Raw genomic sequence first — 14,440 nt, 5'->3', positions numbered from 1 at the left:
TGTTGCGCTGGTGACGCCGTCGGCGAGCTTGGCGATAAAAAGGGTCTCCGGGGTGGGGTGAAAGAAGACCACCGGCCAGGAGAGGATAGTGAACAGCAGCCCGAGCTGAATAATGCGTTTACGGTTGTGGAAACGGTCGGAGAGGATACCGGTGGGGAAACGGAGAAGCATGGAAGCGAGTCCGGTAGCGCCGATAATCACGCCCATGGTCCGCGCCTCAACGTTGAGGGAGGAGATGTAAGGGGCGAGAAAAGGGTCGAAGGCATGAATGCTGACAAAAAACAGCAGGCTGATAATAAAGAACAGCAGGACATCACGACGCAGTAGTTGCAGGGACATAATAACCTCCAGATTCAGGATGCGGTCCAGCCGCCATCGACTAATAATGCGGTGCCGGTAATCATTGCTGCCGCCGGTGAAGCAAGGAATACGACCGGTCCCATAATATCTTCCAGCTGTCCCAGGCGTCCGAGTTTGATGTTGCTCAGAACGTGCTGATGAAATGCGGGATCGGCAAGGGAAGTCTGCGAGAGTTCGGTTGCAATAAACGTTGGACACAGGGTGTTGACACGAATGCCGTCCGGGCCTAATTCAATGGCCATCGCGCGGGTCAGGCCTTCTAATGCAAATTTTGATGCGCAGTAGACGCTGCGCATCGGCCCGCCGACGTGTCCCATTTGTGATGAGATATGCACAATGGACCCCTTAATGCCGGCGTCTTTCATCCGGCGCACTACCTGCTGTGATACAAAAAACGTGGCGCGGACGTTAACGTCCATGACGGCATCGTAGTTTTCCTGGCTGACATCGGTAAAATGCTGATGTCGGGCAAGTCCTGCGCTGTTGATCAGAATATCAAATGCGGGAAGCGGGTCGATGATCCGCTGTACCTCAATGGGTTGCGTAATATCGACTACCACCGGATGCAGTTTCAGACCGGACTGGCCGGCCGTATCGACGGCGAGATCCAGCTGCGCGCGGTTACGCGCAGCAATCCATACTTCAGCACCGGCCTCCGCCAGGGCCAGCCCTGCCGCATAGCCGATGCCACGAGATCCTCCGGTCACTAAGGCGCGTTTGCCATCCAGGCGAAAACTGGGGGTTTTAGGCAGCGTCATATTCAGATCCTTATTCAACAATGCCAGCGTAGGGCACATCCCGGTGTCCGTAGCGGCGTACGCGGACGTTCGCCTGCTCACCGTGACCGCTAAACCCTTCGAGCGCACAGAGACGAGAGCAGTATTCGCCAACGTATGCCGATGCTTCATCGGTAAGCACTTTCTGGTAGGAGCAGGTTTTGAGAAATTTCCCTACCCACAAACCGCCGGTATAGCGGGCGGCCTGCCGGGTTGGCAGGGTATGGTTGGTACCGATCACCTTATCGCCATAGGCGACGTTGGTGCGCGGCCCTAAGAACAATGCGCCGAAATTACGCAAATTCTGTAAGAACCAATCCGGGTTACGGGTCATGACCTGTACGTGTTCGAAGGCCAGGCCATCGGCGATCTCCCGCATCTCTTCATCGTTCTGCGCGACGATAACTTCACCAAATTTCGCCCATGACTGACGAGCGATATCGGCGGTAGGTAAGATCGTCAGCAAACGCTCGATTTCGGCAAGCGTTTCTCGCGCCAGTTTTTCTGACGTGGTCAACAGAATCGCCGGAGAATCCGGCCCATGCTCGGCCTGACCAAGCAAATCCGTCGCACAGAGTTCACCGTCAACGCTGTCATCGGCGATCACCAGCGTTTCCGTTGGACCGGCAAACAGATCGATGCCGACGCGGCCGAACAGCTGGCGTTTGGCTTCAGCCACAAAGGCATTACCCGGCCCCACCAGCATATCGACCGGGGCAATTGATTCTGTGCCAATTGCCATGGCGGCGACGGCCTGGATGCCGCCAAGGCAATAGATCTCATCGGCGCCTGCCATATGCTGGGCGACCACGATCGCCGGAGCCGGTTTACCATTGAACGGCGGCGCGCAGGTGACGATACGCGGGACGCCGGCCACTTTCGCCGTGATTACGGACATATGCGCCGATGCCAGCAGAGGATATTTTCCCCCCGGAACGTAGCAGCCCGCGGCATTGACCGGGATATTTTTGTGCCCCAGGATTACGCCCGGTAATGTTTCTACCTCAATATCCCGCATACTGTCACGCTGGTGTTGGGCAAAATTACGTACCTGCTGCTGGGCAAAGGCGATATCGGCAATATCACGTTCTGACAACTGCTCATAGCAGGCGGCAATCTCTTCGGCGCTCAGACGATAGCTGTCGCGGTCGAGGTTGTCGAAACGAATGGAGAGTTCACGCACGGCGGCATCTCCTCGTTCGGCAATATCGGCCAAAATACTTTCTACGGTTTCCCGCACTTTGCGGTCTGCAGATTTAATCGCTTCAGCCTCGCTGCCCTGTTTGAGCCATTTAGCCATGATGGTGTACTCCCTGAATATAAACTGCGATGAATGAATTCGAATGCAATCAATAATAGGTCCGAGTGACCGTGAAAAGAAACTGCAAATGCATTCGAATGCAACGCGGATCGCAAAAATTATGCATCGGCGCTTCAATCACCCATAATGGAGCCACGCTATTTCTGTCAGGAGGGAATTCTCAATGGTTGAACGTATACGCCGTCCGGTAACCAGCTATGATGTCGCGAAGCTGGCCGGCGTTTCACAATCTGCGGTGTCGCGTGCGTTCACCGAAGGAGGGAAGGTTTCGGCGGCAACTCGTGAAAAGATCAAGAATGCCGCCGCGCAGCTCGGATACCGCCCGAGCTTTGTGGCCCGATCGTTGATTACCCGCCGTTCTAATCTTATCGGCGTGGTGGTGCCAGGTTTGATGAATCCGTTTTATGCCGGGCTGGTGGATGAACTGGCGCATGCTTTCAAGGCGTTGGGCTACAGCGTGCTGCTCTTTTCGATGGACAACGATGGCGACACCGACCCTATCCTGGAAGATATATTGCGTCATCGGGTCGAGGCGCTAATTTTAGTGTCCACGATGCTCTCTTCGCACTTTGCCGAAGAGTGTCAGCAAAACGGTTTGCCCGTTCTGTTGCTCAACCGTAAAAACGCCAGTAAAAACGTATCCAGCGTCACCAGCGATAACATTCATGGTGGGGAGCAAATTGCCGATTTTCTGGTGGCGGCAGGGCATAGACGGCTCGCATTTATTGCCGGGCTCGATATCTCATCGACCAGCCGCGATCGTGAGCAGGGTTTCACCAAACGTTTACACTGGCATGGACTCCCCCCTCCGCTGCGCGTCCAGGGCCTGTATCGCGTGGAAACGGCGATGGTGGCGATGCGCGATCTGCTTAATGATAAAAATGGTCGCCCGGACGGCGTATTCTGCGCAAATGATATTATGGCGATAGGGGCATTAAACGTGGCGGTAGGAGAGTTTGGCCTGATTGCGGGGCAGGACATTTCGATTATTGGTTTTGATAATATTGCGATGGCGGAATGGCCGCTATTCAATCTGACGACCTATGTGCAACCCATCGATGAGATGGTGGCTTCAGCGGTGCGTATTATTACGCAGCAATTTGCGCAGACCGGCGCGCCGGCGGTACAGCAGGAGCTGGCCGGTAAACTCATTGTGCGCAAAAGCGCACGCGTCCCCGCTTCACCCGTAACCCAATGTAGTAAATGAAAATATTACTTGTCAGACATGGTGAAACAGAGTGGAACCGCGTCGGCCGCCTGCAGGGGCATCGCGATAGTCCGGTGAGCGAACGCGGGCGTCAGCAAATCGCGGCGCTGATCGATGCCCTGAAGGGCGAGAACATCGAGCGGGTCGTCTCTTCTACCGCGGGTAGAGCCGCAGCGGCGGCGATGCAGATAGCGGCGCATTTTGCCTGTGCGATCCGCTTTGATCCCCGGCTGATTGAACGTGGTTTGGGGCCACTGGAGGGAACGGTCGGCAATCAGCTTAATGCAGACCAGCAAAGGCTGTTTGATGCCATTTATTCTGGGCATCCGCAGGTGACCCCCGAAGGCGGTGAGTCGCTGATTGATGCGGCAGGCAGAACGATGGCCGCGCTGCTTGATATCGGCAGGTCGACGGATGACTGCGTGTGCGTGGTCTCCCATGGACAGGTGATCCAGGCGGTTATCGCCACCCTCCACGGTCAGGGGCCGGAGAATTTTCAACAATACGGGCACCTGAACGGCAGCTACTCGATTCTGCAATCTGCCGACGGGAAGTTGTCCCTGGTAAAATGGGGGATAGCGACCCATCTGCTGAACAGGGGATAAGGCTCTTATCCCCTGATGACCATTAAACCGCGCTTAGTCGCCGAACATCACCGTCCGGCAGCCCGGTGCATATATCACAACCAGTGCAAGGTGGAATGCAGCAGATGAGCGCCGGGAAGGGCTACCACGGGATGGTGCCGCCGATGCTGATCGATTCGGAGCCAAAATTGGGCGACTCACCGCGCTGGATACGATTTCGTTCTTCCCTTGTCGGTTTATACGTTTCGAGCTGGCCCGGTTTGCCGGTGGGGGATTGGCTGCAGCTCAGCCCCTGACAAATTCTGAACGCCTCCGGTGCATCCTCGCCATCCGGCGAAATCCCCCCGTCAGAACACGCCGCCAGAAAAATACACAGGCCTGCGGTGAGTATGCATTTCGTCTTCATAAATCATCCTTTGAGTAAAAGCCCACGGTGAAGTGCTCCATGTGGGCAAATGATGCAAAAAAAGTAAAATATACAGCGGGTTGGTAGCATGTATTAGCATATGATAATAATTATCATTTGTGCTGTAAATCGAATTTATATCGTAGGTTAATGAATTAAAAAGGTTTTAATGGGGGAGTGTCGGAAGGAAGTGTGTGGGGGCGAAGCTAATGTGGCTGAAGAACGCGGCGACCTGACCGGCAGGAGGAGGCGATCGCTCCCCCTGCGGAATCCGCATCAGTCGGTCTTCAGCATACCGAAACTGACAATTCTCGAGCGGCCTTGCTCCTTGGCGCGATAGAGCGCGGCATCCGCGGCGCGCAGCAGGCTGTCGCTTTGCGCGTGCTGCGGGAAGCTGGCGATGCCGATAGAGACATCGATCTGGCCGATGTCGTCAGGGCCATAGCGTAAGGTCAGATTGCGTACGTTGTTATAAATCTCCTGCGCGCAGGCCTGTGCGGGCTCTTCAGGGGTGGCCAGCAATACCAGAAACTCCTCTCCGCCATAGCGAAACGCCATACCGGTATCGCGGACCGCGCGCTGCACAATCGCGGCCACGTTTTTGATCACCAGATCGCCCGCTTCATGACCATATTGATCGTTGATCGCTTTAAAGTGATCGATGTCGATCATCAGGCAGCTCAGCGGAGTGTTGTTATGGATCGCCAGATTAATTTGCGTATGCAGGGCATCATCCAGATGGTGACGATTGCGCAACCCGGTGAGCGAGTCAAACAGCGCTTTTTCCAGTAATGCGCTGCGCAGGCGCTGATTGGCCAGCGCCAGGCCCAGCGCTTCGGCCATCAGTTCCAGATAGGCGCGGGAAGGGGCCGTGGCCGCGGTCACGTTGCTAAAGGAGAGCAGACCGATGGCTTCGCCCTGGGCAATCATAGGTACGCAAAGCGATTGAGCGCCGTCTGATTCAGGCAGGTGATAGCAGGCGATGTCCGGTTCACCATTAACCGGAGGATGACTCTGCCCACGACGCACGGCCCAGCAGTTATCGGGATAAAAAACCGCAGGTTCGTCGGGAGGAGAAAGCCACCCGGCGACGCAGCGCATCTGCCAGGGATCGGCGTCGAGAATATAGAGTCGCCCCGGTACGCCGGGGGCGATATTGGGGGCGAAGAGTTCGGCGACCTTAATGACATCCTCGTAGGATTCGCAGCCTTGCAGGCGCTGCGTCATGCGGGCCAGCAGTTCCCGAATCGCCCAGTCGGCGTCCCGCTCTTGCTCAAGACGCTGACGCGCCAGCCCATTTTCGCGGAAAATGCGAATCGCCTGGGCCATATCGCCAATTTCATCGATCTGGGTGAAATGCGGCGGCTCGACGGCATAATCCTGCGATGCAAGCCGCTGCACGACATCGCTTAAGCGAACCACCGGATACAGTACCCGGCGCTGCAAAATAAAACCGAGCACAAACAGAAACATCAACGCCGTCAGGCCGACCATCAGTTCTGATAACCTGCGCCAGGTATGCGATTTTTCAGTGGCCTGGACGATGGCGCTGTTGGCCCGACCTTCCAGCATGAGCCGGAAGTGATCGATCTGCGTCTGAACCCGGTCCAGTTCCTGTTCATAGGGTTTACCGTAGAGCAGATTGACGGCCTCTTTTTCTGCCCCGCGGGCGACGTTGTTGAGCGCCGCCTGCTGTTCATCCTGCAGATCATCCGCAACCTGTAGTCCGTCGCGCAGCAGAGCCAGCTCCTGGGGCGTCGCGCCCCGATCTTTGAGCTTCGCCAGACGGCGCTCAATCGAGGTCAGTGAACCAGCCTTCTGGCGGTACTCCTGCAAAACCTGCGGATTTTTGTTAATAACATAGGCTCGCGCAAGATCTGAAAGCGCCCAGGCATCGGTTTCCACCGCTTCGGTCAACCCATCGAATACCTGTCGCTGTTGTACCGCCTGGCGTTCAGCCGTCTCCGCGTTAGAAGCCATCAGCATCGCAATGCCGGAGGTAATAGTCAGGCAAACGGTGATCCCGTAGGCCCAGTTGGTCATGGTGGCGATTCTCACCGTTTTTTCCTTGCGTGCAGATGAATAAAGGATGTTTTTTTTAATTATAGAGCCCTGACCTGCCCGCGGACGGCGGGGGCTAGCGGCATTTTTTACCGATAATGCGGCGGTGCAGCGATGCCGCATGCTGGCGTAAGGCGCAAAAGACATCTTTATCCAGCGCGCCATTTATAACATCGTTCTCTATCAGCTGTAACGCCTCCTGATAAGGCATCGCGATGCGATAGGGGCGATCTTCGGTCAGCGCGGTAAAAATGTCGGCAATGGCGATGATGCGATCGGGGAGCTGAAGGTAATCCTGATTCAGATGCAGGGGATAACCGCTGCCATCGAGCTTTTCGTGATGGTTCGCCGCCCAGTTTATGATGTCGCCAAGTTCGTTAAAGGCGCTGAGAATTTCGCCGGTCATATAACTATGCTCGCGCACCGCAAGCCGTTCTGCGGGGGTGAGTTCCCCCTGTTTTTCCAGAATCGCCAGCGGGATATTAATTTTACCAATATCGTGCAAATAGCCGGCAATCTCTATTTTTTGGCACTCTCTTTTCGCAAGCCCCAGCCAGGCGGCGAGCCGGTAGGATATTTCGCCGACCATAATACTGTGGCTGGCGGTGAAGCTGCTGTAAGTGTCGACAATATTAGCTATCAATAAGCAAATATCTTTCAGACCAGCAATATCGATATACCGATCGTTAATCGGGCCGATAATTTCCAGCATCCTCTGGATATGCCCGGGGTGAAGGTGCTGCCAGAAATGCTCTTTTTGCGCGAGCTGACACAGGGTATGGCAAAGCTGCGGATCAATCTGCTGGTACAGCGAGCGGAAGGTAGCAATGATAACCGCGGGTTGACATTCCACCGCACCATCCCTGGATGACAGCAGACGTTCGAAAACGTCGGCAAAATAGACAATATGCTCTTCCTGGCTCCCGGTATGCGTCGGGCTAAAATGATGATGGCGAATAATCGGCAGGACAGGGGCAAAGGTGGGCAACCCTGCGAGCATTTCCGCGCCACGACCCTGGTGAGGATCTTCAATATTATCAATGTCATTCAGCGAGGTGATAACCCGCTTATCGCCCAGGACGCCGATATCATGAAGCAGCGCGGCGCAAAAGATCGTTTGCTGCTGCTGGCGCGACAATCGCAGCGCCAGCGCAAGTTCGAGGGCGATTAACGCCGTTCGCTGCATATGCAGCTGTAATTCGGGGTTGATTATCGCTATAACGCGCGTAGTTAGCATCAATGCTGATTTTAAGGCGAGACGCATCGTTTTTCTCCATCCGCATGACCGGGATAATATCGTTTCATTCTGGTCGTGTGTGCCGCGATAAATTAATCGTGATGAGCGATCGCCAGTGCGATATGAAAGGGTGAGCGCGTGAATCCTGCCGTTTTTCCATTTGCCCAGATATGCATTGCCGGAGCGCGATGGCGTCAACGGCGTGCGCAAAAGTGAAAAAGCCTTGAGTGACCGTTAGTTAATCATTTTGCCGGTGAAAAGAAAATACATTGTGGTCCGCGCTCCGGGCTAATCCGCCGTCACGTTGGTAGACAATGAACGATATATCGCTCCGGCAAACTGATGGATAACGCACCGGCGGGACTGGCGCTATTTCACCACGCACATCGGGCGGCGCGAGATCGGCTCAGGATGAATTTCGGCCTCAAGCCGGAACACTTCGCGTAACAGCGCGGGCGTCAGCACCCTTTCCGGGTCGCCTTCGGCCTGCAGCTGACCGCGCTCCAGCACCACCAGATGGTCGCAGTAACGGCTGGCCTGGTTGAGATCGTGCAGCACCGCGACCACCGTTTTACCGGCCTGCTGTAGCTCGCGCATCAGCTTCATTAACTCCACCTGATGATTGATATCCAGCCAGGTGGTCGGCTCATCGAGCAACACCAGCGGCGTATCCTGGGCCAGGATTAGCGCCAGAAAGGCGCGCTGCCGCTGCCCTCCGGAAAGGGCGCTGAGCGGCCGTTCGGCAAGGGCGGCTACGCCGGTTCGGGCGAGGGCTGCTTCGACGCGCAGATGATCCTGGGCGGTGAGTCGCCCCCACAGCGGGAGCCACGGGCTGAGGCCATACCCGACCAGTTCGCGCACGGTGATCCCTTCTGGCGTCAGATGTTGCTGAGGCAGCAGCGCCAGGTGGCGGGCCAATTGACGAGGGCTTAAGACGGAGAGCGGGCGATCGTCCAGCCATATTTTCCCCGCCGTCGGCGTCAGCAGCCGTGAGAAACATTTTAGCAGCGTGGATTTACCGCAGCCGTTTGGCCCCAGCAGGGCGGTGACTTTTCCCGCGGGAAGCGTCAGGCTGAGTCCTTCGATAATCCGTTTTGCGCCGTAGCCGGCGGTCAGATCTTCCGTTTTTAGTTCCATTCAACGCATTCTCACAAGTAACCAGATAAACCACGGGGCGCCGATAATCGCGGTTAATACGCCCGCCGGCAGTTCCATCGGGGGATGCAGCGTTCGCGCCAGCAGATCCGCCAGCAGCAGTACCAGCCCACCCATCAGCGCTGAATATGGCAGCAGATAGCGATGGCTTGCGCCCGTCAAACGCCGCATGAGATGAGGCACCACCAGGCTGATAAAGGCGATCGGGCCGCATACCGCGACGCCCACCGAAGCCAGGGCGACCGCCAGGAGCAGGCCATAAACGTTGAGGCGTATGATATTGACGCCAAGCGTTCCGGCACGGTCGTTGCCCAGCGCCAGCAGATCAAGATCGCGACTCAGAACGAGGCTCAACGGCAGCAAAATCGCCAGAATCGGCAGAGCGATGATGACGAATGAACCGTCTCTGGCCCACAGACTGCCGGTCAGCCACAGCAGCGCGTTGTTGATCTCCTGCGGCTGCGACAGCAGGAGATAGTCGGTGATGCTGGCCCAGCATGCCGACAGCGCCACCCCGCTTAACGCCAGGCGCATTGGTCGGGAGAAACCTGCCAGCGCGACCAGCGCCAGCATCGCCGCCATTCCGCCGACGAAGGCCAGAGCCGGCAGCCAGATGGGCGATAATGTCGGCAGAAAATAGAGGGTGGTGACCGACGCCAGGCTGGCGGCGTGATTGACGCCAAGAATATCCGGCGACGCCAGCGGGTTGCGGACAATGCCCTGAATCAGCACCCCGGAGACGGCTAACGCGGCGCCGACAATCACCGCCAGCACCACCCGCGGCAGGCGATATTGCATCAGGACATAATGGAATTCGCTATCGGCGCGCCAGCCGTCGAACAATGCGCGCCAGGGCAGGGCAATCGCCCCCATCCGCAGTGACAACCCGGTTAGAATGAGCAGCGCCAGCAGCAGGAGACAGAACCGCGTTTTCATCCGCTCCTCCTGACCAGCCAGACAAAGCAGGGGGCGCCAACCAGCGCCAGCACCGCACCCGCCGGCAGCTCTCCAGGCCAGGCCAGCGCCCGGGCGAGAATATCGGCCAGCTGCATACCGGCCGCCCCCAATAGCGCGCTCATCGGAAGTAAGCGTCGGCGATCGTGGCCCACCCACAGGCGGGCGAGATGCGGCATCAGCAGGCCGATAAATGCGACCGGACCGGCCACGCTGACGCAGGCCCCGGTCAACAGCAGCACCGCGAGATGGATAAGTAGCCGCAGGCGCGGCAGGTTCACTCCGAGCGAATGGGCCGCCGTATCGCTGACGTTGAGTAAATTCAGCGCGTGGGCGAAAACCAACACCGCGGGGATAATCAGCAGCGCAAGGGGGAAAAGCTGCCAGAATTCCGGCCAGCGCACGTGAGAAACGCCTCCCGCCAGCCAGAACAAAATCCCGAAGGCCTGATCTTCTGCGAGCAGCAGCGTGAGCCGGGTCAACGCCATACACAGAGCGGAAAGGGCGATACCGGCAAGAATCAGCCGGTTGCGATCCTGCTCATGACGCCAGCCGCCGCCTGCGGTCATCACCAGCAGCCAGCTGATGCCGCCGCCGCAGGCGGCGATTAAGGCCAGCGAATAGCCCGCCAGCGGTGCCGGACTCAGGGCGCTGGTTAACGCCATCGCCAGCGCCGCGCCGCTATTAATCCCGAGCAGTGACGGTGAGGCCAGCGGGTTATGGGTCAGGGTCTGCAGCAGCGTCCCGGAGAACGCCAGGCTCGCGCCAAGCAGCAGCGCCACCAGGCTACGCGGCAGCCGAAGATTAAGCACCAGCGCCTGCGCAAGGGACGGCTTTGCAGGGGCGAACAGAGCCTGCAGGGCCTCCAGCGGTGAAATCGCTATCGCTGAATAACAAAACAGACTCCACCAGAACAGGCCCGCCAGCGTCAGCAGCGGCAGGCCCCAGATCCACGCCGTGGAATGCGAAGGCTTCATGGCGTTACGTCGACCGCCTGATGGTGAACGAGGTTGACCAGATCGCCAGCAATGCGTTCGGCGGCAAAAATGCCGCGCATCCGCGCCCAGCTGTTACTGTCAACGGCGGCCACCTGATGTTGTTGCTGCGCCTGCAGCATCTGCCATAGCGGGTCCTGCTGCCATTTGCGCACGATACTTTCCGTACGGTAATGCGCGACAAGCAGCCACCGTGGGTTGATAGCCAGCAACTGCTCAAGATTGATGGCCGCCATCGGCGCGCCGCCGATGGCGGCCGGGACCTTCAGCCCCAGCGCGCTGAGGACGCTGCCGGTATAGGTTTCGCGGGAATGCAGGTTGAACTGCTGTTCGCGGGAGGTACCAAAAACGACCTCCGCCCCGGCGGGAAGGCGGCGGGCGAAATCGGCCATCCGCTGGTGGTGCCGCGCCAGGCGCTCCTGCATCTGCGCTTCGCGACCCACGACCTGGCCGATAATGGCCGCCGAAGCCAGATTCCCGGTATAGGTTTCGTTGCGCGATTTCAGCAGCAGGACCGGCGCGATTTGCCGCAGGGTGGCGTAAATTCCCCGGTGTCGGCTGCTGTCGGCGATGATCACATCGGGATGCAGAGCGCTGATGGCTTCCAGGGAGGGCTGAGCGCGGGTACCGACGGACTGCCACGGTTTCAGGTGCGCGCGGACCTCCGGCAAAATACGCGTGGGATCGCTATCGTCGGCAATCCCAACGGGAGAGACGTCGACCGCCGCCAGCGCGTCGGCAAAGGAGAGTTCCAGCACCACGATACGCTGCGGTACCTTATCAAGGGAAAATACGCCGTGTTCATCCTTAACGGTGACGGCAAACGCCGGCAAGCTGCACACCAGCAAACCGGTCAAAAGGAGACGTAAACAGGTCAACATACTCACTCCGGCAAAAGACGATTAAAAACGCCAGCTATCCTCGCCGCCCCAGGGGCGGGGCGGCGACAGAACACCGTCAGAACTTCATCGAACCCTGCAGATACAAGGTGCGCGGCTGACCGGCATAAATGCCTTTGTTGTTATCGTCATATGAGCGGGTGTAATACTCATGGTCGAAAATATTCTTCACGCCGAATGCGAGGTTGAGATTGGCCATCTGCGGCCCGAAATCGTAAGCCACGCGCGCCCCCCACAGCATATATCCGGGAATACGCCCGTTACTGCCGTCCGCACTCTCTTTCACGGTGTTGGCGTTGTCAGCGAACTGGCTGGACTGGAAGTCGCTATTGAGGTTGAACGTCCAGCTGCCTGGCTTATAGTCCACTCCCAGGGTCCCTTTATGCTTCGGTGAGAATGGAACCTGATTGCCGTAGGTATCGCCTTTCTCGCGAATTTCAGCATTCACGTAGGCATAGCTGGCATAGACCGACAGGTTTTCCAGCCGTGGATTAAGATCGCCGAGATCGTAGCGGGTTTGCGCTTCCAGCCCGCTGTGGCGGGTTTTGCCGCGTGCGGTGACGGTATCGTTAGTCTGGTTGGAGTCGTACTGATTATTAAAGTTAATCAGAAACAGCCCCATTTCCGCGCTCAGCGCGCCGTTGTCGTAGCGGGTGCCGACTTCCCAGGTGCGGGCTTTTTCCGGCTCCACATTGCCGCTTTGCACAGCCTTGCCAATCTGGCTGTACTGTACGGTGCCGAACGATCCTTCGGTATTGGCATAAAGATTCCAGCTGTCAGTGAGGTGATAAAGTACGTTCAGCGCCGGCAGCGGAGCGTTATAGCTGACCTGCTGGTGAGTGCCTTTCAGACTGTCGTTCTGGTATGACTCGATGTGCTCGAAACGCATGCCCGGGACGATCGTCCAGTTGCCAATATCAATGCGGTCGTCGATATACCAGGCGTGCGCCTCGGTACCGGAACGGGTATCGCGATCGTAAGGGCTGGCGGTGCTCGGCAGCTCGCCGCTGGCGGTAGTGGCGTAGTAGCGCATCTCGTGCGTGGATTCATTGACGTAGCGATAGCCGACGCCGACTTCATGCGCGGATGGGCCGATCATAAAGCTCTGGCTGTAGCGCGGCTCAACTCCGCGGACCCAGTATTCACGCGGGGAAAGCGTGGTGTTTTTCCCCTGATCCAGATAGCCGCTGCGTAGGGTATGGGTATAGAAGCCCTGAATGTTGAACTTATGCTGCGCGTCCGGCTGGAACTGGTAGCCGAGGCTGGCGAGCTGGCGACGTCCCCAGAAACGATCGTTTGGCCGGGTGGACTGCCAGCGGTCGGCATGATAGTCGGCGCGGGAGAGGCCGCCGGGCATATCGGCTTCGCCATCGTAGTATTGCAGCAGGCTGTTAAAGGTATGCACCTCGTTCGGCGCATATTTGCTTTTCAGCATCAGGTCATCAATACGCGTGGCGCTGTGCTCACGCCAGTCGCTGCCGCGGGTGCCGGAATAGAGCAGGGCGGCGCCCAGACCATTATCGGCCGTCCCGCCGAACATCAGGTTGTGGGTCTCTTTGGGATTGTTTTGTGAAGAGGTCGGGCTGAGCTGACCCTCCACACCGCCGGCGATAGCAAAATCCTGCGGAATGGCGCGGGTGACGAAGTTGACGACGCCGCCTACGCTTTGCGGCCCGTAGCGCACAGCGCCGGCACCGCGGACGACGTCCACCGCATCCATATTCCCGAGCGACACCGGAGCCAGCGACAGCTGAGGCTGGCCGTAAGGCGCGAAAGGTACCGGAATGCCGTCCATCAATACCGTGGAGCGGCTGGCGAGGCGGGGGTTAAGGCCGCGAATACCGAAGTTCATCGCCAGGTCGTGGCTACCGGTACCGGTGTTTTCCGGCGCATTGACGCCAGGAATGCGGTTCAGCACTTCGCGCATGGTGGTGGCGCCGGTTTTGGCGAAATCTTCACGGCGGATAACATCGCGGGCGCCGGCGTGTTCAAAGACATCATTTTCCCGCGCATCGCCGAGCCAGTCGCCGACCACCGTCAGCGTCGATTCACTATTGACCGCAGCGGGTTCCAGCGTCCAGGCGTTATTGCCCAGCGATTTGAGCTGCAGGCCGCTGCCGCTGAGCAGCGTTTGCAGACCCGCTTCGACATCATAACTGCCGTGCAGACCGTCGCTGTGTTTACCGCGTGTCAGGCTGGCGTCCGCCGACAGCGAGATCCCGCTGCGGATGGCATATTGGTTAAGTGCGGTGTCTAAATCCCCGGCGGCAATGTCAAACTGTGCGGCGGCAAACGCCGGCGCGACGGTCAGTCCCACGAGCGGCAGCAGGCCGAAACGGATTGCCATTACCAGAGGCATCGGTTTGCGTAAAATGCGAAAAGCTGTCATGTGTTCTCCATGATCGTTTTTGGTTGTCTTCATCTATCAAGTCGAACGAGCAGGGAAAAAGGGATAATGGAGAATGAGAATTTTTTCTGTTTTTTT

General features: G+C 57.8%; 13 protein-coding genes. 2 read left to right on the top strand and 11 right to left on the bottom strand.

The features are described from left to right. From ACI2JR_RS02125 to hisD, 3 genes are all read right to left on the bottom strand, one after another. Nucleotides 1-339: MFS transporter (locus tag ACI2JR_RS02125; RefSeq protein ID WP_462477718.1), on the bottom strand; the 339-nt coding region annotated here is incomplete at its 3' end. Between the two features lie 14 nt (nucleotides 340-353). After that, nucleotides 354-1,118, bottom strand: a complete 765-nt coding sequence (locus ACI2JR_RS02120) for an SDR family NAD(P)-dependent oxidoreductase (RefSeq protein ID WP_462477717.1) — start codon at nucleotides 1,116-1,118, stop codon at nucleotides 354-356. Between the two features lie 10 nt (nucleotides 1,119-1,128). Then, nucleotides 1,129-2,436 (bottom strand): histidinol dehydrogenase, encoded by a 1,308-nt coding sequence (gene hisD, locus ACI2JR_RS02115; protein WP_263075379.1) that lies wholly within the window; start codon nucleotides 2,434-2,436, stop codon nucleotides 1,129-1,131. Nucleotides 2,437-2,620: 184 nt separating this feature from the next. On the opposite strand from hisD, the gene ACI2JR_RS02110 reads away from it, so the two are divergent. Together ACI2JR_RS02110 and ACI2JR_RS02105 are read left to right on the top strand one after the other, a co-directional pair. Continuing rightward, the gene (locus ACI2JR_RS02110) at nucleotides 2,621-3,664 is read left to right on the top strand and encodes a LacI family DNA-binding transcriptional regulator (RefSeq protein WP_462477716.1); all 1,044 of its coding nucleotides are present in this window, start codon (nucleotides 2,621-2,623) and stop codon (nucleotides 3,662-3,664) included. Further along, a complete protein-coding gene (locus tag ACI2JR_RS02105; protein ID WP_132726718.1) occupies nucleotides 3,661-4,269 on the top strand; it encodes a histidine phosphatase family protein in 609 nt (202 codons plus the stop codon). The genes ACI2JR_RS02110 and ACI2JR_RS02105 overlap by 4 nt, the downstream gene beginning before the upstream one ends. Before the next feature lie 121 nt (nucleotides 4,270-4,390). Here the strand turns inward: ACI2JR_RS02105 and ACI2JR_RS02100 are convergent, their stop codons facing one another. From ACI2JR_RS02100 to fecA, 8 genes are all read right to left on the bottom strand, one after another. Continuing rightward, a complete protein-coding gene (locus tag ACI2JR_RS02100) occupies nucleotides 4,391-4,654 on the bottom strand; it encodes a hypothetical protein (protein ID WP_132726715.1) in 264 nt (87 codons plus the stop codon). 276 nt (nucleotides 4,655-4,930) lie between these two features. Beyond that, the gene (locus tag ACI2JR_RS02095; RefSeq protein WP_132726713.1) at nucleotides 4,931-6,712 is read right to left on the bottom strand and encodes a sensor domain-containing diguanylate cyclase; all 1,782 of its coding nucleotides are present in this window, start codon (nucleotides 6,710-6,712) and stop codon (nucleotides 4,931-4,933) included. A 79-nt stretch (nucleotides 6,713-6,791) separates the two neighbouring features. Continuing rightward, nucleotides 6,792-7,979, bottom strand: coding sequence for an HD domain-containing phosphohydrolase (locus tag ACI2JR_RS02090; RefSeq protein ID WP_462477715.1), 1,188 nt, complete (start codon nucleotides 7,977-7,979; stop codon nucleotides 6,792-6,794). A gap of 342 nt (nucleotides 7,980-8,321) precedes the next feature. Next, entirely contained in the window at nucleotides 8,322-9,089 is a 768-nt protein-coding gene (fecE, locus tag ACI2JR_RS02085; RefSeq protein WP_462477714.1) for a Fe(3+) dicitrate ABC transporter ATP-binding protein FecE, read from the bottom strand. Then, on the bottom strand, nucleotides 9,090-10,043 hold the full coding sequence (gene fecD / locus ACI2JR_RS02080; RefSeq protein WP_462477713.1) for a Fe(3+) dicitrate ABC transporter permease subunit FecD: 954 nt from the start codon (nucleotides 10,041-10,043) through the stop codon (nucleotides 9,090-9,092). Then, nucleotides 10,040-11,038, bottom strand: coding sequence for an iron-dicitrate ABC transporter permease FecC (gene fecC, locus ACI2JR_RS02075; protein WP_462477712.1), 999 nt, complete (start codon nucleotides 11,036-11,038; stop codon nucleotides 10,040-10,042). The genes fecD and fecC overlap by 4 nt, the downstream gene beginning before the upstream one ends. Further along, nucleotides 11,035-11,937, bottom strand: a complete 903-nt coding sequence (locus ACI2JR_RS02070) for a Fe(3+) dicitrate ABC transporter substrate-binding protein (RefSeq protein WP_132726700.1) — start codon at nucleotides 11,935-11,937, stop codon at nucleotides 11,035-11,037. Before ACI2JR_RS02070 ends, fecC begins: the two co-directional genes overlap by 4 nt. 76 nt (nucleotides 11,938-12,013) lie before the next feature. Continuing rightward, on the bottom strand, nucleotides 12,014-14,344 hold the full coding sequence (gene fecA, locus ACI2JR_RS02065; protein ID WP_462477711.1) for a TonB-dependent Fe(3+) dicitrate receptor FecA: 2,331 nt from the start codon (nucleotides 14,342-14,344) through the stop codon (nucleotides 12,014-12,016). Nucleotides 14,345-14,440 lie beyond the last annotated feature (96 nt).

Source organism: Klebsiella sp. NPDC088457, assembly GCF_044900465.1.
GTDB lineage: Bacteria > Pseudomonadota > Gammaproteobacteria > Enterobacterales > Enterobacteriaceae > Klebsiella.
Note: the sequence above shows the minus strand (reverse complement) of the source record. Positions and strands in the feature narration are given on the sequence as shown.